The 17,380-nt window shown below is 69.9% G+C and carries 15 protein-coding genes; 4 read left to right on the forward strand and 11 right to left on the reverse strand.

What is annotated here, in order from left to right; genetic code table 11:
• Positions 1 to 6: 6 nt before the first annotated feature.
• From AIF0345_RS13120 to AIF0345_RS13140, 5 genes are all read right to left on the reverse strand, one after another.
• Complete coding sequence (locus tag AIF0345_RS13120; RefSeq protein ID WP_043558875.1) at positions 7 to 759, reverse strand: iron ABC transporter ATP-binding protein; 753 nt, start codon at positions 757 to 759, stop codon at positions 7 to 9.
• Positions 756 to 1,772 carry an iron chelate uptake ABC transporter family permease subunit gene (locus tag AIF0345_RS13125; protein ID WP_043558878.1) on the reverse strand — a complete coding sequence of 339 codons (1,017 nt, stop codon included), beginning with the start codon at positions 1,770 to 1,772 and terminating at the stop codon, positions 756 to 758. Before AIF0345_RS13125 ends, AIF0345_RS13120 begins: the two co-directional genes overlap by 4 nt.
• Positions 1,769 to 2,773, reverse strand: a complete 1,005-nt coding sequence (locus AIF0345_RS13130; RefSeq protein WP_268916478.1) for an ABC transporter permease — start codon at positions 2,771 to 2,773, stop codon at positions 1,769 to 1,771. Before AIF0345_RS13130 ends, AIF0345_RS13125 begins: the two co-directional genes overlap by 4 nt.
• Positions 2,774 to 2,835: 62 nt before the next feature.
• Positions 2,836 to 3,846 (reverse strand): siderophore ABC transporter substrate-binding protein, encoded by a 1,011-nt coding sequence (locus AIF0345_RS13135; RefSeq protein WP_285296398.1) that lies wholly within the window; start codon positions 3,844 to 3,846, stop codon positions 2,836 to 2,838.
• Positions 3,847 to 4,008: 162 nt separating this feature from the next.
• Positions 4,009 to 5,679 carry a xylulokinase gene (locus tag AIF0345_RS13140; RefSeq protein ID WP_268916480.1) on the reverse strand — a complete coding sequence of 557 codons (1,671 nt, stop codon included), beginning with the start codon at positions 5,677 to 5,679 and terminating at the stop codon, positions 4,009 to 4,011.
• Between the two features lie 297 nt (positions 5,680 to 5,976).
• Between AIF0345_RS13140 and AIF0345_RS13145 the strand changes: the two genes are divergently transcribed.
• Positions 5,977 to 6,759 carry an L-ribulose-5-phosphate 4-epimerase gene (locus AIF0345_RS13145; RefSeq protein WP_404975937.1) on the forward strand — a complete coding sequence of 261 codons (783 nt, stop codon included), beginning with the start codon at positions 5,977 to 5,979 and terminating at the stop codon, positions 6,757 to 6,759.
• A gap of 79 nt (positions 6,760 to 6,838) precedes the next feature.
• Here the strand turns inward: AIF0345_RS13145 and AIF0345_RS13150 are convergent, their stop codons facing one another.
• From AIF0345_RS13150 to AIF0345_RS13175, 6 genes are all read right to left on the reverse strand, one after another.
• Positions 6,839 to 7,801 carry a variant leucine-rich repeat-containing protein gene (locus tag AIF0345_RS13150; RefSeq protein ID WP_285296400.1) on the reverse strand — a complete coding sequence of 321 codons (963 nt, stop codon included), beginning with the start codon at positions 7,799 to 7,801 and terminating at the stop codon, positions 6,839 to 6,841.
• A 694-nt stretch (positions 7,802 to 8,495) separates the two neighbouring features.
• The gene (locus AIF0345_RS13155; protein ID WP_052374515.1) at positions 8,496 to 9,887 is read right to left on the reverse strand and encodes an MFS transporter; all 1,392 of its coding nucleotides are present in this window, start codon (positions 9,885 to 9,887) and stop codon (positions 8,496 to 8,498) included.
• Between the two features lie 47 nt (positions 9,888 to 9,934).
• Complete coding sequence (locus tag AIF0345_RS13160) at positions 9,935 to 10,882, reverse strand: sugar kinase (RefSeq protein ID WP_043558893.1); 948 nt, start codon at positions 10,880 to 10,882, stop codon at positions 9,935 to 9,937.
• Positions 10,883 to 10,976: 94 nt separating this feature from the next.
• Complete coding sequence (locus AIF0345_RS13165; protein ID WP_285296401.1) at positions 10,977 to 11,891, reverse strand: L-ribulose-5-phosphate 3-epimerase; 915 nt, start codon at positions 11,889 to 11,891, stop codon at positions 10,977 to 10,979.
• The gene (locus AIF0345_RS13170; protein WP_043558895.1) at positions 11,888 to 12,541 is read right to left on the reverse strand and encodes a 3-dehydro-L-gulonate-6-phosphate decarboxylase; all 654 of its coding nucleotides are present in this window, start codon (positions 12,539 to 12,541) and stop codon (positions 11,888 to 11,890) included. The genes AIF0345_RS13165 and AIF0345_RS13170 overlap by 4 nt, the downstream gene beginning before the upstream one ends.
• 16 nt (positions 12,542 to 12,557) lie before the next feature.
• Positions 12,558 to 13,550: a phosphotriesterase family protein gene (locus AIF0345_RS13175; protein ID WP_268916484.1), complete on the reverse strand. Its 993-nt coding sequence runs from the start codon at positions 13,548 to 13,550 to the stop codon at positions 12,558 to 12,560.
• A 221-nt stretch (positions 13,551 to 13,771) separates the two neighbouring features.
• Between AIF0345_RS13175 and AIF0345_RS13180 the strand changes: the two genes are divergently transcribed.
• The 3 genes from AIF0345_RS13180 (at position 13,772) to radA (ending at position 17,302) form a co-directional block, all read left to right on the forward strand.
• Positions 13,772 to 14,728 (forward strand): sugar-binding transcriptional regulator, encoded by a 957-nt coding sequence (locus AIF0345_RS13180; protein WP_052374519.1) that lies wholly within the window; start codon positions 13,772 to 13,774, stop codon positions 14,726 to 14,728.
• A 283-nt stretch (positions 14,729 to 15,011) separates the two neighbouring features.
• Positions 15,012 to 15,332: a hypothetical protein gene (locus AIF0345_RS13185; RefSeq protein WP_268916485.1), complete on the forward strand. Its 321-nt coding sequence runs from the start codon at positions 15,012 to 15,014 to the stop codon at positions 15,330 to 15,332.
• A gap of 545 nt (positions 15,333 to 15,877) precedes the next feature.
• The gene (gene radA / locus AIF0345_RS13190; protein ID WP_268916486.1) at positions 15,878 to 17,302 is read left to right on the forward strand and encodes a DNA repair protein RadA; all 1,425 of its coding nucleotides are present in this window, start codon (positions 15,878 to 15,880) and stop codon (positions 17,300 to 17,302) included.
• Positions 17,303 to 17,380 lie beyond the last annotated feature (78 nt).

The raw sequence follows: 17,380 nt of genomic DNA on the forward strand, positions 1-17,380 counted from the left end.
TCCTCTTCAGAAGCAGGCGATGAGGCCCTTGGGCCCCTCGATGACCTCGATGTCGGTGCCGAAGATGGAGCTGAGGATCTCGCCGCGCATGATCTCGGCCGGGGTGCCGAACTCGACGATCCGGCCGTCCTTGACGGCGCAGATCCGGTCGGCGTAGCGGGCCGCGACATTGATGTCGTGCAGGACGATGATCACCGTGCGCCCGAACTCCCGGGCGGCGCGCTCGACGTGGTTCATCATCTCCACCGAGTGGGCGATGTCCAGGTTGTTGAGGGGCTCGTCGAGCAGGACGTAGTCCGTCTCCTGGCACAGGACCATGGCCACGTATGCGCGCTGGCGCTGACCGCCCGAGAGCTCGTCCAGGTGGCGCCCCTCGAGCTCGCCGAGCCCGAGGAAGTCCACGTATCGGGAGATGATCTCCTCGTCCTCGGAGGTCAGCCTCCCCCGGGAGTAGGGGAAGCGGCCGAAGCCGATGAGCTGGCGCACGGTGAGCCGGGTGATGAAGTGGTTCTCCTGCCGCAGGATCGACAGCACCTTGGCCAGGTCCGCGGACCTGGTCGAGGCCACGTCCATCTCGGCCACGCGGATCGTGCCCTCGCTGATGCCGAGCAGCCTGCCGATCATCATGAGCAGCGTGGACTTGCCCGCCCCGTTGGGGCCGATGAGCGCAGTCACCCCGCCGGCGGGGATGTCCAGCTCGACGGGGCCGATGGAGACCTCCGAGCTGTAGACCTTGGTGACCCGACGCAGCTCGATCACAGCCGCCCCTTTCTGAGAATGACGACGAGGAACGCGCAGCCGCCCACCAGCTCGATAATGATCGAGACGACGCCCTGGGCGTCGAAGACGTGGTACATGAGGAAGTAGGCCCCGGTGAGCACGAGCAGGGCGAGACTGACCGCCATGGGCAGGATGTAGCGGTGGTCGTAGGTGCCGCACAGCTGGTAGGTCAGAGTCGCGACGAGGAACCCGAGAAAGGTCATGGGCCCCACCAGCGCGGTCGACGTCGCCATGAGCACCGACACGAGCACCAGCACCGCGATCGAGGTCCGCGTGTGACTCAGCCCCAGGCTCGTCGTCGTGTCCCTCCCCAGCGACAGGACGTTGAGCCTGCGGGAGGCGACGAGCAGCGCCGCGGAGGCGATAAGCACCAGTGGCAGCGCCACCGGGTAGTACTCGGAGTCCGCGTTGTTCACCGAGCCGAACAGGCGGGCGGTGAGGACGTCGAACTCGCTGGGGGTCAGCATGCGCTGCATGAAGGTCGAGACGCTGCCCAGCCCCGCGCCGATAATGATCCCGATGAGCAGCATGGCGTGCATGCTGCCCGCGCGCTCGGTCAGCAGCCAGGAGTACAGCAGCAGCGACAGCCCGATCATGAGCACCAGCTGGATGACGAACATCTGCAGGTTGCGGGCCGCGTTGAGCCCGGCGACGCCGAAGAAGAACACGGTGGAGGTGTGGATGGCCCGGTACAGGGACTCGAATCCCATAATGGACGGGGTGATAATGCGGTTGCCGGTCACCGTCTGGAAGGCGACCGTGGCCATGGCCTGGCACACCGCCACGACCCCCATGGCGATGAGGGCGTACATGCGGCGGTGGGCGATGAGCCAGAAGCTGCGCGTGCCCAGCGGGGCGGGGTTCTTCCAGATGAGCAGCCCGGCGGCGAGCAGGAGGGCCAGCGCCGTCAGGCCCAGGTAGGTGATCCACCACCGGCGCCGGGCGCGGGCGCTCGGAAAGGCGCCGGAGCGGCGCACGGTCTGCGCGCTCATGACGACCTCCCGAGCCGGCGGATAATGAGGGCGACGAACACGGCCGCGCCGACAATGCCCAGCACCACCGAGACGGGGATCTCGAAGGGGGAGATGATCGTGCGGGCGAGCAGGTCGCAGGCGGTGACCAGGCCGATCCCCACCAGGCAGACCCACGGCAGGTTGGAGCGCAGGTCGTCCCCGCGCCGCATGGAGACCAGGTTGGGGACGATGAGGCCGAGGAACGGCAGCGACCCGACGACGACGGTGACAATGCCGGTGGCCAGGGCGATCAGGCCCGTCCCGACCAGGACGGTGCGCCGGTAGTCGACCCCGATGTTCGTGGCGATGTCCTGGCCCAGGCCGGCCGCCGTGAGCCGGTCCGCGTAGTGGAAGACGGCGGCGGCCACCAGCAGCACGAGCCACAGGACCTCGTACTGGCCCCGGTAGACCGAGGTGAAGCTGCCCTGGAACCACACGCCCAGCGACTGGAGCATATTGGTCTTGAGGGCGAAGAAGGTCGACAGGGCGCTGACCACGGAGCCGAGCATGATGCCGACGATGGGCACCAGCAGGGAGGAGCGCAGCGAGACGCGCCGCAGGAACAGGAAGAAGACCATGGTTCCTGCGAAGGCCATGACGACGGCGCCGACCATGCGCATGAGCACGCTGGCCCGCGGGGCGACGGCCATGACCAGGAGCAGCCCGAGCCCCGCCCACTCGGTGGTTCCGGTGGTGGTGGGCTCCACGAAGCGGTTCTGGGTGATGAGCTGCATGACGAGGCCGGACATGGACATGGCGGCGCCCGCCAGGACCAGGGCGATGGTGCGCGGCACGCGGACGTTGAGGAACATCTCGCCGCCGTCGCTGCGGGAGAAGATGGAGTACTCGCCGGTGAGGAGGCTCACGACGAGCAGGGCTGCGACGATCGCCAGCCCCGCGAGCAGCCCGCCGGTGAGCAGTGGGCCGCGGGTGCAGGTGGCGGGCGGCGTCGTGGGGCTTTCTTTCTGGATCTCAGTCATGGGGTCGGCCGTCCTGCAGGGCCTCGGAGCCGCGCAGGACGGCGGGAGCGCACGTCTGCGGGTCAGCCCTTGGACTTGGCGGCCTCGAAGGCGTCGGCCATCGAGTTGAGGATCTCCGTGTAGGTGATGATCGACTCGTTGGTGTAGGTGTCCTTGGGGGCGTAGATGACCTGTCCCTTGGTCACGGCGGGGACGTTCTGGAGGGCGCTGTTGCCCGCGATGACGTCCTCGGCGGGCGTGTAGTCGTCCTTGTCGGCGCTGATAGCGCCATCGCGGTCGAGGACCAGGATCCACTCGGGGCTGGAGTCGGCGATCTTCTCCACCGAGATGTCGTCGCCCTTGTGGTTGTCCGTGCCCTCGACATCATCCAGGGCGGGCGTGAGGCCGAGCAGGTCGTACAGCGGCCCCCAGGTGCGCCCGATCTTCGGCGCGACGTAGCCGATCTTGCCGCCGGAGACGTCGACGGCCATGACCTTGGAGCTGCCGTCGTAGGCGTTCTTGGCCCGCTCCAGGGCGCCATTGAAGTCGGAGACGAGCTGGTCGGCCTCACTCTCCTTGCCGAAGACCTGACCCAGTGCGGTGACCTGGCGGCTGAGCTCGGAGTCGAGGGGCTGCCCCTCGCGCGGCTCGAGGTCGAGCAGCGGGACGCCCGGGTTCAGCTCGGCCATCTGGTCGTCGTACTGGGAGAAGCGCTGGCCGGAGATAATGAGGTCGGGACTGGCCGCAACAAGCTTCTCCAGGTCGGGCTCCTTGTGGTTCTTCAGGTCGACGACGTCATCGCCGCTGTAAGCGGTCACGGTCGAGGGCATGAGGCCCTTGGGAACGGCGACCAGCGGCACCTCCCACTGCGCCAGGACCTCGAAGGTGCGGTTGTCGGCGGAGGCGGCGCGCTGGACGGGCAGGGTGATATCGACGGTGCCGCGGTTGTCCTCAATGGTGACCGTGGAGCCCTGCGAGGCGGAGTCGCCGGAGCCCGTCGAGCTGTTGTCGGCGGGCCTGCCGCAGGCGCCCAGAGCGAGCCCGACTGCGGTGACAAGGACCATGCTGTGACGGCGGGAGATCTTGCGAGACATGTCTTCCTTATTTAGGTGAGGATTGACTCGCCATTTAGGTGAGGATTGACTCGCCTAAAAACCTAAGGGAAACCTCATCTAAAGGGCAAGCCCCGTCAAAGCCCGTTGTTTCGTGGCAACTGTCACTGCTCGCGTCGTCGGCCCGTCGCCGCCCCGCCGCCGTCAGAAGAGCTCGGCCGCCGCGGCCTGGACGGGCAGGGTCCGCGTGAAGGCCGCCAGGTAGCGGGCGTACTCCTCGACCTGCCCGGGCTCGGGCGTGACCGTGGTGACCTCCATGTCGCGGAAGACGACGTCGGCGAGGTAGTCCTCCAGTGCCGGGCCGCCGGGGCCGGCCGCCCACAGCCTGTAGCCGGCGAGCAGGGCCATGCCCCACGCCCCGCCCTGGGAGGCGGTGGCGCCCACCGACACGGGCGTGTCGAAGGCGGCGGCCAGGACCCGCTGGGGGATCTCGGGAGTGGTGAAGATGCCCCCGTGGGCGAACATGGAGTCGATCGGCGCCTCCGCGCCGGCCCGCAGCACCCTCAGGCCGTGGGCCATGGAGGCGAAGGCCGCGAACAGGTGCGCGCGCATGAGGGTCGCCAGCGACAGGGTCCCCTCGGGGCGCCGCATCACCAGGGGCCGCCCCTCGGCCAGGCCCACCAGGTGCTCGCCGGACAGGAAGTTGAAGGCCAGCACCCCGGGACTGTCCGTGCTATCCGTGCTGGCCGTGCCGGTCCCGCCGGACGCACCGGCGTCGGCCGCGGCGCCCAGCAGGACCTCGAACAGCCTGCCCCGCTCCACCGGGGCGCCGATGGCTGCGGCGAACTGGCCGAAGACCCCCACCCAGGCGTTGAGGTCGCTCGTGCAGTTGTTGGAGTGGACCATGGCCACCGGCGCCCCCGACGGCGTGGCCACCAGGTCGATCTGCTCCACCATGGTCCGCAGCGGCCGCTCCAGGACGATCATGGCGAAGGCGCTGGTGCCGGCCGAGACGCTGCCGGTGCGCGGGCGCACCGAGTTGGTGGCGACCATGCCGGTGCCGGCGTCGCCCTCGGGCGGGCACAGCGGCGTCCCGGGACGCAGCGCGCCGGTGGGATCGAGCAGGAGGGCGCCGTCGGCGGTCAGCGTCCCGGCGTCCTGGCCGGCCACGGCGACCCGCGGCAGGATGTCGGCCAGGGACCAGGGCGCGTCCACGCGCCGGTCGAAGGCCGCGATCATCTCGGCGTCGAAGGAGCGGCCGTCGGGCCCGATCGGGAAGACGCCCGAGGCCTCCCCTGCGCCCAGGACGTGGCGGCCGGTCAGGCGGTGGTGGACGTATCCGGCGAGCGTGGTGATGCGGGCGATGCGCGCCACGTGCTCCTCGCCGCGGGCGATGGCGTGGTGGAGGTGGGCGATGGACCAGCGCTGGGGGATGTTGAGGCCGAAGAGCCCGGACAGGGCGGCCGCGGACTCCTGGGTGAAGGTGTTGCGCCAGGTGCGGAAGGGGGTGAGGAGCTCGCCGTCGGCGTCCAGGGGGAGGTACCCGTGCATCATGCCGGAGATGCCGATGGCGCCGACGGCGGTGAGCACGGCGCAGTACCGGTCGCGGTAGTCCCGGGCAAGCTCGGCGTAGGCGGCCTGCAGGCCCGCGACGACGTCGTCAATGGCGTAGGTCCACACCCCGTCCACGAGCTCGTTAGCCCACTCGAAGCCGCCGGAGGCGATGACGGCGTGCGACCGGTCGATCAGGACGGCCTTGATGCGCGTGGAGCCGAGCTCGATGCCGAGGGCGGTCCGGCCCGGGTCCGGGGCGATTGCGGCGGGCGGGGCCGCGGGGGTCTCAGTGGTCGCGGGGGTCTCGGCAGAGGTGGTCATCCGAATCATGCTCCATTGGTCGGCGGGGCGATGCGCCCGCGCCCCGGTCAGCGGCTGCCGGGCGTACGACGATGGCGCTCATTGGCGATGCTACCGGTGAGCAGCCGTTCATGTGAACGCTCACATCTATACTTGACGGCGCCGCCTCGGGGCGGTCCGGCCGCATCCGCCGCGCTGCCGCAATGCCGAGACGCACGTCGGTTCACCACGGCCGATGCGACGGGGCGCCGGGACCGGCACAGTAGGCGTATCAGTCGAGCCCGCCCGGCGGGCACGACCAGTGAAGAATGAAAGAGGATGGTGTCTGAATTGCCTGAGTCGCCCAAGCCGATTGTCCTGTCCGAGCTGGATGCCGAGGTGCGCGGGGCGGTGGCCGCGACCCGCGAGAAGGTGGCGGCGCTGCACGCCGAGCTGCCCCGCTGGGGCCTGGTGGTGTGGACCGCCGGCAATGTCTCCGAGCGCGTCGTCCTGACCCGCGACGGCGAGACCGTCAAGACCGATCTGTTCGTCATCAAGCCCTCGGGCGTCTCCTACGACGAGCTGACCGCCGAGACCATGGTGGTGTGCACCCTGGACGGTGCCAAGATCAACGACGGCACGCCGGCGTCGCTCGCGCCGTCGTCGGACACCGCCGCCCACGCCTACGTCTACCGGCACATGGAGCAGGTCGGCGGCGTCGTCCACACCCACTCCACCTACGCCACCGCCTGGGCGGCGCGCCGCGAGCCCATCCCCTGCGCCCTGACCATGATGGGCGACGAGTTCGGGGGGCCCATCCCCGTGGGGCCTTTCGCCCTCATCGGCGATGACTCCATCGGGCGCGGCATTGTGGAGACCCTGTCCGGCTCGAAGTCACCGGCCGTGCTCATGGCCAACCACGGGCCCTTCACCATTGGGCGCGACGCCCGCGCCGCCGTCAAGGCCGCCGTCATGTGCGAGGAGGTCGCCCGCACCGTCCACATCGCCCGCGCCGGCGGCGAGATCACGCTGATCGACCAGGACCTGGTCGACCGGCTCAACGACCGCTACCAGAACGTCTACGGCCAGCACGGCCAGCACGGCCAGCACGACCAGCACTGAGGACCGGCCGAGCCGCCGGCACCGGTAGCCGGGGCGAGCCGGGACCGCCGCCGGCGACTGAGGCGGACCGGCGCCGCCGTCAGTAGCGGGAGCCGTAGGTTGACCTGCAGGAGCCCCCGTGGGTCATGGAGTAGTCGCGTCCTCCGCAGCTCTTGCCGAAGGACTCTTCCGAGCTCCCGGAGGGGGACAGGTAGTAGAGGCTGTCGCAGTCGCCCATGTCGCCCTTGGAGCACGAGTCCCTCAGGCCGCTGTTCGACGAACTGTAGGTCGAGTAGGGCGTGGGGCTGGGCGAGGAGTAGCGGGAACCGTAGGTCGACCTGCAGTCGCCCCCGTGGGTCATGGAGTGATCGCGTCCTCCGCAGCTCCTGCCGAAGGACTCTTCCGAGCTCCCGGACCTGGCGGCGTAGTAGAGGCTATCGCAGTCGGCCATGTCCCCACTTCTACATGATGTTTGCAGAGTGCTGGTCCCGGAGTCGGACGACTGTCTGCTATAGGTGGCTAATACAACGCTTCCAATGGCCAGGACGATAACGGAGAAGAAAATCACAATGCCCACTACGGCAGCCGTGTTGGAGCTCTTGGTGCCTGTCGGTGGGACGGGCGCGAGCGGGGCGGCGCTGTAGGCGGCCGACGGCGCGGACAGCGGGGCGGCGCTGTAGGCGGCCGACGGCGCGGACAGCGGGGCGGCGCTGTAGGCGGCCGACGGCACCGACGGCACTGACGGCACTGACGGCGCGGACAGCGGCATGGCTCCGCTGCCTCCTCCGACGAGCGGAGGAGGCAGGGCGGCCTCCCCCGTCTGCCGGTTCTCGAGCTGCGCGGCGTACATCGAGGCGGTCTGCTGCTCCGACGCCGTCAGGGCCACTTGGACATCCGGGCCTCCGACCTGTCGGAGCCACTGCCGCAGGTCCGGGTAAAGAGACGGGTTGGCCGCCAGAGACGGCCACAGGTCGGGGCGCTCGGCGGCAATCTGCGCCATGTCCTGCGCGCTCGTGCCGGGATCGGCGGCCTGCGCGGGGGTGAAGGCCGAGGAGTCAGTCATCGTCTACCTCCATGGGATGACGAGGTGGGGGCGGAGCGGGTGGGCCGCAACCTGAGGGCAGGCTAAAGCGCTCCGGCGCGCCGGACCAGGTACAAGTTCTGATACACCGCCCGCATCGCCCTGGTGGCCGGACCAACCTGACGCACGCCACCAAGTTGCGAGGTCAGCATACGCCCAGCCAACGACCTCAGCCCGCCCCTCCCTCGCCGAGATCGGTTCAGTTCCGGCTCGAGATCGGTTCAAAGCGCCCGCCGGACGTCGACGGACCCCGGAAAAGTGACGCTTCCACGCACTTTCATCCCCTCCTTTTCCCTCGCCCTCTCCGACCCGCGGCGAGGAACCGTGGAAGCACATCAGCTCCTGCCACGACCATGACCGCAGAACATCTTGAATACGTCGAACGGAAACATCGCGAAAAGGCGCCCGAGAAAACGGTTTCGAGCGCTCCTCGGCCACGGTCCCGGACGGCCATACGGCGACTGGAGGACCCATCGTCCGCTTCAACGGGTACCGCGGTCATACGACTTCCCCGGCCCGTGCTCGCGCTCTTACAACGGGGTCTACAAGGAGTCTCGTTGCCCAAGAATACGGCTCGGCCCCGGAGCGCGCGCTCCGGGGCCGAGCGATAGTCCCGAGTCCGGACTGAACCGATCTCGATGCGGAAGTGAACCGATCTCGGCGAAGGAGGGACCGATCAGATGTCCTCCAGGGAGGCCCCCTTCGTCTCACGGGCGAAGAGGTAGATAATGCCGCCCGCGAAGAGCAGGACCGCGAAGACGATGAAGGGCAGGAAGACCACCTCGGCGCTCAGCTTGCTGTTTCCAATGAGCGCCCCCACGAAGTACGGCCCGACGACCTTGGCGATCGCACCAATACCGTAGCCCAGCCCCAGGCCGGTGGAGCGGGCCTCGGTGGGGAACTGCTCGCCGCCGAAGGCGTTGAGGATGCCGAAGGCGCCGTCGCCGAAGGTCATGACGATGAAGATGCCCGCGAAGAACACGTAGCCGGCGCTGCCGATCTCGTCCCCGTGGACCATCCGGGTCGAGAAGGCTGCGATGAGGGCGCCGATGGCACCGATCATGCCGCAGCCGAACATAGTCCAGCGCCGTCCGATCCGGTCAGAGATCCAGGCCGACCCCAGGCGCCCGAGCAGGTCGCCGAACGAGACGAACATGAACAGGGTCGCAACCGTGCTGGCGCCGAACTTGAAGGACTGGCCGAGCAGCGTCTGCCCCCAGGACTGGACGGTGAAGGAACCCATAATGAAGGAGAAGGAGCCCAGCGCCACGACGAGCAGCTGGCGGGGGTACTTGGTGAAGATGACCGAGTAGGACGCGGAGGTCTTCTCCGGGATCGGGGGCAGGTCGGCGACCTGCTCCACGGGAATCTCCATGGCCCAGGCGTAGGCCGCCCTGGCCTCCTCCTCGCGCCCCTTGGACTGGAGGAAGCGCGGGGACTCGGGAATGACGCGGGCCCAGGCCAGCAGCACAATGGGCACGCAGCCGACGGCGATGAGGCCGCGCCACCCCAGAGGACCGCCGAGGTACTTGGTGACCAGACCGCCGAGGAAGATGCCCGCGGGGATGAAGACGCTCGTGAGGCCCGCCAGGAGGCCGCGCTGCTTGGCGGGCACGAACTCCTGGACGAAGGGCACCGAGGTGATGTTGAGCCCGCCGACACCGAAGCCGACACCGGTGCGCAGGATGGCCAGCAGGATCCAGCCGTTGACCGGGGTGAAGGCGGAGGCGGCGGTGAAGACGACGAGGACGACAATGCACCAGATGAAGGCGTGCTTGCGGCCGAAGACGTCGGCCAGCCGGCCCCAGGTGATGGAGCCGAGAACCGTGCCCAGGCCCGCACCGGCGAGGATGATGCCGGACTGGAAGCCGCTGAGGTTCCAGCCCGGGGCCTCGAGCAGCAGGTTGACAATGAAGCCGATGAGGAACAGGTCGAAGAACTCCGACACGTTGCCCACAATGGCCATCCCGATGAGGGACTTCTGGTGCCCGGTGAGGCGGTGGTTGTCAATCTGCTCCGGGGCCGTGCGCCCCTGTGGTGCTGCGTGCACCGATGTTGCTGAACTCATGTGAGGACCAATCGTGAATGATAAGAGGGGTGGAGTACCGGGGCGGGTCAGCGCACGATGTCCGAGCCGTGGAGAGCCAGGAGCTCGCCGGGGCGCACGTGCGTGAGGTCGCCGTGGTGGGTCAGGGCGAGCTGGGCCACCTTGGTGCCCATCTCGATGCCGCGCTCGACATCGCCGTCGAGCCACCCGTGGAGCGTGCCCGCGACGAAGGAGTCGCCGGCTCCGGGCCGGTCGATGACCGGGACGGACTTGATCTCGAAGACGCGGTCAGTTCGCGCCGTGGACAGGTAGGTGCCCGCGCGCCCGTCGGTGGACACGACCGTGGGCGCACCCATCTCCTCGCGCAGGTTGTGGCACACGTCCACGCCCTCGCCCTCGATGCCGAAGACGATACGGGCGTCCGAGCGCGAGCAGAACAGGATGGCCGCCCGCCGCGCAATGGGCTCCAGCACCTTGCGGGCCTGCTCGCCGCTCCACAGCAGGGAGCGGAAGTTGACGTCGAGGGCGACGTCAACGCCCCGCTCGCACGCGGCGTCGGCGAAGTAGCGCACCACCGCGGCGGTCTCGGGAGTGAGGGCCGCCGTGATGCCGGTGAGGAAGACGACCCGGGTGTCGAGCAGGGAGTCCCAGTCGAAGTCCTCGGGCGTGATGGAGCGGAAGGGCGTGTACTGGCGGTCGTAGGTGACCTTGCCGGGCAGCGGGAACTCTCCCGGCTCCAGGAAGTAGAGGGCCACGCGGCCCTCATCGGTGAGCACCACGTGGCGCATGTCCACGCCGACGGCCGAGTACTCCAGGGCGATGCGGTCGGCCAGCTCGCCCTTGGGGAGCTTGGTCGCCCAGGCCGTGGAGCGGCCGAGCTCGGACAGGAGGCCCGAGACATTCGCCTCGGAGCCCGCGGCGGTCATGCGAAGCGAGCGGGCGGTGGCCAGCCGGTCGCCGCGCTCGCACGTCAGCCGGATCTGTCCCTCGCCGATGGTTGTCAGATCGTACGTCATTGTTCGATTCCTTACTCTGGCGGCCCCGCGGGGCCGTCTCGCGGCGGGCCCGCGCGGGCCCGCCGTGGGGGTTTGTGGTGGATTTGTGTGCGGTTCAGGGGGCGAGGACCGGGATCCCGGCCGCCGCCGCCCTGGTCTCGATGAACTCCCGGGCGGTGACACACCTGGCGACCGAGTCGGACGCGTCGTCGTTCCACATCTCGATCATGAGGCGGCCCGCCCAGTGCTGGGCCCCCAGCAGCCCGAAGGAGCGGTCCCAGTCGACGACGCCGGCGCCCATCGCAACGCGGCGGGGCTCGCCGGGGCGCACGTCCTTGGCGTGCATGGCGACCATGTGGCCCTTCCCGGCCTCCAGCTCGACGGCGGGGTCGAGCCCCTGCTCGGCGATATTGCCGAGGTCGGGGTAGACCTGGAGGTAGGGCGAGCCGACGGCCCGCACGAACTCCATGGCCTTGCGGATCGAGGTGACGTCGGTTCCGTCGACGTTCTCAATGCCCATGACCACGCCGAGGCGGGCGGCCAGGGGGACTGCGTCGGCCAGGAGCTCGCCGTACCAGCGCTCGGCGTCGGGATTCGGGTCCTCGTAGTAGCAGTAGTACCCCGCGACCTGGAGGACCGGGGCGCCCAGGTCGTGGCACACCCGCAGGCCGCGGGCCATGACCTCGCGCGCCCGCCGCCGCACGGCGGGGTCGGCCGAGCCCGGGGCGATCCTGCGGTGGATGGACAGACAGATCCCGCCGATGCCGGCGCCGACGGCGTCGGCCGCGTGGCGCACCCGGTGGCAGGCGGCGGCGTCCCACTCAAGACGGGCCTCGCGCTGGGGCGACTCGTCGATGGAGATGTCGAGGAAGGAGAATCCCGCCTCGGGCACCTGGGCGAGGAAGGTCCTCCAGTCGTCGGCGGTGACGAGGCTCCCGCCGACCAGGGCCTTCTCGTAGATGCCCAGGCTGAGGCCGTCGGCCAGCTCGTCGGTGCGGCTGTCGCTCCTGCCAGTGCGACCCGCGCTCATGACCAGACCTCGTGGAGGGTCTCGCGCAGCGTCCTGGCCGCCGCGGCCGGGTCGTCGGCTTCCACGATGGCGCGCCCGGCGATGACGATGCCGACGCGGCGCCCGGCGAAGGCCGGCAGGTCCTCGGCGGAGACCCCGCCGGTGATGGTGACGGTCAGTCCCATGGCGGCGAGCTCATCGACGCGGTCCATGTCCTCGGCCTTCCAGGACAGGTCGCCGGCCGCCTCACGGTCACGGGACCGCTTGACGATGACGTGCTGGACGCCGGCCGCGCGCCAGGCGCGGGCCCGATCGGCGTCGTACCACTCGTCGGCCAGCTCGACCTGCACCTCGCCGCCGAACTCGTCGGCGACCTTGCAGACCTGCTCGATGGTGGCCATGGAGGCCCCGGCGACGCAGGAGACGAGGTCGGCGCCCGCCTCGAAGGCGAGCCGGGCGATCTTGGAGCCGGCCTCGGCGATGCGCACGTCGGCCAGGATCTGCTTGTCCGGGAACAGCGCGCGGACGGCCCGCACGGCGTGGTAGCCCTCGCACAGCACCAGGATGGTGCCGCACTCGATGACGTCCACGTGGGGGGCCGCCTTCTGCAGCGGCCCGAGTGCGCTGGGCAGGTCGAAGGTGTCCAGTGCGATCTGCAGCTTGGGTGCCATCTCGACGCGCCTCCGCTCAGCCCTGGAGGGGCTCGAAGGCGAAGAAAGTGGCCGCGTTGTTCACCAGGAGGTCCTGGACGTAGTCCGGGTCCACGCCCTCGTCGTCGATCAGGCGCGGGCAGAAGACGGCCGGGTCGTAGTCGATGCCGGAGACGGACCCGTAGACCTTCTGGTAGGAGGCCTTGCCCGAGTCCGTGCCCAGCAGGATCTGCTTGCCGTAGCCCTTCTCGCCGAGGACCTTGATGAGGTTGACGCGCGCGTGGTCGGGGACGTACTTGATGCGGTTGGTGCCGTCGAGCTCGACGTAGGCGCCGAGAGAGGTGATCTGCTCCTGGATCCACGGGTCCCAGTTGCGCTGGATGTGGCCAATGGCGATCTTCTCCGGTGCCACGCCCTGCTCGATGAGGAAGCGGGCCTGCTCGGGGCCGCAGGTGCCGGCGGTGACGTGGGTGTTGATGGGGGCGCCGGTCTCCTTGGAGGCGATGGCGACGGCCTTGCCGGTCTTGACCTCCCAGTTGGTGATCCTGCCGTAGGCGGTGGCCCACTTGATGCAGCCGGCCTTGATGTCGGTGCGCTTGACGAGCGGGCCCATGTAGTCGTTGGCATCGACGCCCTCGACGACGTCGGCGATGAGCAGGTCGGCGATCTCGGTGACGGTGTACTGGTTGACCCAGGACTGGCGCCACTCCAGGTAGACCTTCTGCTGGTGGAAGCCGGTGGCCTGGATGACCTGGAGACCGGGGACGCGGTCGACGACCCTGCGCAGCTTGAGGACGCCGCGCCCCGAGGAGGCGGGGCACATGTCGACGATGGTGGCGCTCGGCGCGAAGCGCTTGGAGGCCTCGACGAAGTAGGTGGCCTCCTGGGCCGCCTTGTCCTCGTCGATGAGGAGGTGGTCGGGGTCGATGTAGACCTCACCCGCGCCGACGCGGATGAGGTGGTCGTGAGCGTTGACGACGCCGAGGGTGGTGGGGGCGACGTCGCCGTGGATGGTGCGGACGATACCCATGGGGGTTCTCCTTTGAACGAGCGTTCTGCGAGTTGTCCGGGAGCGGCTCCCAGATCCGAGGACCTGCCTCCCGACGCATCCAACGTATGGGCGCGCCGTCGGGCCCCGAAACGCCCCAACGCACATCCGTGCCAATGTGACCTTGGCTCAACCAAGAGAAATCCTCGATTCTTCCAAGAAAACTGGGGGTACAGTCGAGGCTCATCCTCTACAATGAACACATGTGCGCCAACCTGACTCGTAATCGCGCGTCGCTGCTGCTTGAGGTCTCCCGCCTGTACTGGGAGGAGGATCTTGGCCAGGCGGACATCGCCCGCCGCACGGGCTACTCGCGCCCCACGGTCTCGCGCATGCTCACCGAGGCGCGCCGGGTCGGCATCGTGACCGTCACCGTGGCGCACCCCATCGAGCGTCTCATGGCGCTGGAGGAGCAGCTCGTGACGGCCTACGGCCTCAAGACCGCGCGCGTGAGCGAGGTGACGCCCGGCAATGGAGCCGACGTCGGGCCCGACGTCGCCCGCAGCGCCGCGGACCTGCTGCTGGAGCACTGCGGGCCGCGCAGCGTGATCGCAGTGTCCAACGGGCGGGGAGTGGCCGCCGTCGTGCACCACATGCCCGAGCGCAGCTGGCCCTCATCGACCTGCGTGGCCATGCTCGGAAGCGTCGGGGAGTCCTTCAACACCGAGGACGGGCCGGACGTGTGCCGCAACCTGTCCCTGCGGCTCGGCGGACGCTTCCGGTCCCTGACCGTGCCGCTCGTCTTCGACTCCCTGGCCCTGGCCCGGGCCGTGCGCAAGGAGGACCAGGTCGCCACGACCCTCGAGCTCGCCGCCCGCAGCGACATCGCCCTGACCGGCGTGGGCACGGTCGGGACCTCTGTGAGCCCCCTGCTGCGCCGCTGGATGACCCCCGACGTCGTGCGCGAGTGCCGCGAGCACGGCGTGGTCGCGCACCTGTGCGGCCACCACCTCGACGCGAACGGACGCCACGTGCACACCGCACTGTGCGACCGCACCCTGTGCCTCGACCCGGACCGGCTCAAGGGGATCCCGCTGGTCGTCGGGGTCGCCGCGGGCCCCGACAAGGTCGTGGCCATCCGCGCTGCGCTGCGGGGCGGCTACCTGTCCGCCATGGTCACCGATGAGACCACCGCGCGCGCCGTCCTGAGCAGCGTGTGAGCCACGGGCGGCTCCACCCGCGTCGCGCCGGCGCTCGGGAGCGGACCGGGCGACTGTGAGCACACCCCTTGTCATCTGCCGGAAGGCCGTGGCGGGACTCCGCCCAGGGAGATGGTTTCGTGACCTCGCCTACTCGACCGCACGTCCCCTGCCGGCACGGCCCGCTGCCGCGCACCAGCCCTCTCTCACCCCGACACCCTACCGCCGGTCTCACGGCGAACACCGATGAAGCGAGTAGCCCATAACGACCGAGAACAAGGCCCACTCCTCCGCGTACTACCTCATGATGGTCCTCGCGGTGGTGATCGGGGTCGTGCTGGGCATCGGCATCTTCGTATGGATCATCTCCAACGTCACCGGCCGCGCGCGGATCCCCTACCTCCTGCTCGCCCTTCCCACCATCCTCCTGGTGGCGCTGGTCAGATTCATCGATGGAGCCCTTGTGAAGCGCCAGCAGGCGTCCGGCGGACTGGACAACCAGGACATGGCTCCCCTGGTGAGCCCCTACGGCCAGGCGCAGCAGCCCGGCGTCCCCGCCTACGACCAGACACCTCAGGCGGGCACGCAGCTTTCCTACAGCCAGAACGGACCGCAAGTCGGCTGAACTCGCGGCCGTCGGTCACGCACCCGCCGAGAACAGGCTCACGCCTGGCTCCTCAGCAACTGATTCCGACAGCACGCAGGTCGGGCCGGGTCGGGCGGCGGGCCCCAGCGTCAACGGAGGTACGTTCACGTTCGTTCGCGCTCCAGGCGGACACCTGGGCGCCCGGGCCCAGGACACCGGACCGGCTCGCAGCCCCCGCTGCCCCCCGGAGAATCACTCATCCGGATGAGCGAACTGCACATGGGAGAATGGGTCCCTCGCGGGGCAGGTGCGGTATTTCGTTGAGATTCTGCGGATCCTCACGGATCGTCAAGATGAGTTGACGCGCTCCCACGTGCACCCAGGGGGGTCTGCGCACATGGGAGCGTCTCATCCTTGGCGACCGGCTCTGCGACTCCGCATGATTCCGCGGTTCTTCTCGGCTCGGATCGCAGACGAATGTGCAACCCGCCGCGTCGGCAGTCGCGTCGGCAGACTCCATGACTCGCAGGCGGCCCCGCCCGCGCCGAGATCGGCCGGCCGGCGGCGCTCGCTAGCCTGAGACCATGGTTCCCACCAGAAGCACCAGAGCGCGCACGTCCTACGTCTGCACGGAGTGCGGCTGGAGCAATCCCAAGTGGCTCGGCCAGTGCCGCGAGTGCAGGGCCTGGGGCACGCTCGAGGAGTTCACCGAGGCCGCCGGGCCCGCCGGCCCGGCCGCGAGCGGACCGGCAGCGGCCCACTCGCTGACCATGCGGCCCGCCGTCGCCGCCCGCCCCATCGGCGAGGTCAGCGCCGAGGAGGCCCGAGCCCGCCCCACCGGCGTCGGCGAGCTGGACCGGGTGCTGGGCGGCGGGATCGTGCCCGGCGCCGTCGTGCTGCTGGCCGGGGAGCCCGGAGTGGGCAAGTCCACTCTCCTGCTCGACGTCGCCGCCAAGGCCGCTCGGGAGGCCCGGCAGCGGGGCGACGGTCCTGTGCTCTACGTCACCGGAGAGGAGTCCGCGAGCCAGGTGCGGCTGCGGGCCGAGCGCATTGACGCCATCGACCCGGCGCTGCTGCTGGCCGCGGAGACCGAGCTGGGGACGCTGCTCGGCCACGTGGAGGCGGCCGACCCCTCGCTGCTCGTGGTCGACTCGGTGCAGACCATTGCCTCGGCGCAGGTCGAGGGCTCGGCCGGCGGTGTGACGCAGGTGCGGGCGGTCGCCGGGTCCCTGATCGCGGTAGCCAAGGAGCGCGGCATCCCGGTGATGCTGGTCGGCCACGTCACCAAGGACGGCGGCATCGCAGGCCCGCGCGTGCTCGAGCACCTGGTCGACGTCGTCTGCCAGTTCGAGGGGGACCGCCACGCCCGCCTGCGGCTGCTGCGCGCGGTGAAGAACCGCTACGGCCCGACCGACGAGGTCGGCTGCTTCGACCTGGGCGAGCGGGGCATCGCGGGCCTGGCCGACCCCTCGGGCCTGTTCCTGTCCGCGGCGCGCTCGGAGGTGCCGGGCACCTGCGCGACGGTCACCCTGGAGGGGCGCCGGCCCATGCCGGTCGAGGTCCAGGCGCTCGTGGCCGGCAGCGCCGCCGGGTCCCCGCGGCGCACCACCTCGGGGGTGGACCACTCGCGCGTGGCCATGGCACTGGCGGTGCTGATGGCGCGCATGGGCGTGGACACCTCCGGGGCGGACGTGTACGTCTCCACGGTCGGGGGCGCCCGCGCGGTCGAGCCCGCCACGGACCTGGCGGTGGCCCTCGCCGTGGTCAGCGCGGCCCGCAACCTGCCCACCCCCGCAGGCCTGGTCGCCTTCGGGGAGGTCGGCCTGACCGGAGAGGTGCGGGCCACGGTCGGCATCCAGCGGCGCCTGGCGGAGGCGGCGCGCCTGGGGTTCGACCGGGCGATCGTGCCCCTGGCGGGCTCCCGGGAGCTGCGCCCCGTCGCCGGCGTGCAGGTGCTGCCGGTGGGCCACGTGGGCGAGGCTGTCGGAGCGGCCCTGCCCCGCTCCTGAGGCTCGACGACGGCGATCGCGGCGGCCCCAACCGCGAGCCCGGCGACTTCGGCACCGGCGGGCGGCGGGCCCGGGCGC

The sequence above is a fragment of the Actinomyces israelii genome (assembly GCF_030253495.1).
GTDB classification, from domain to species: domain Bacteria; phylum Actinomycetota; class Actinomycetes; order Actinomycetales; family Actinomycetaceae; genus Actinomyces; species Actinomyces israelii.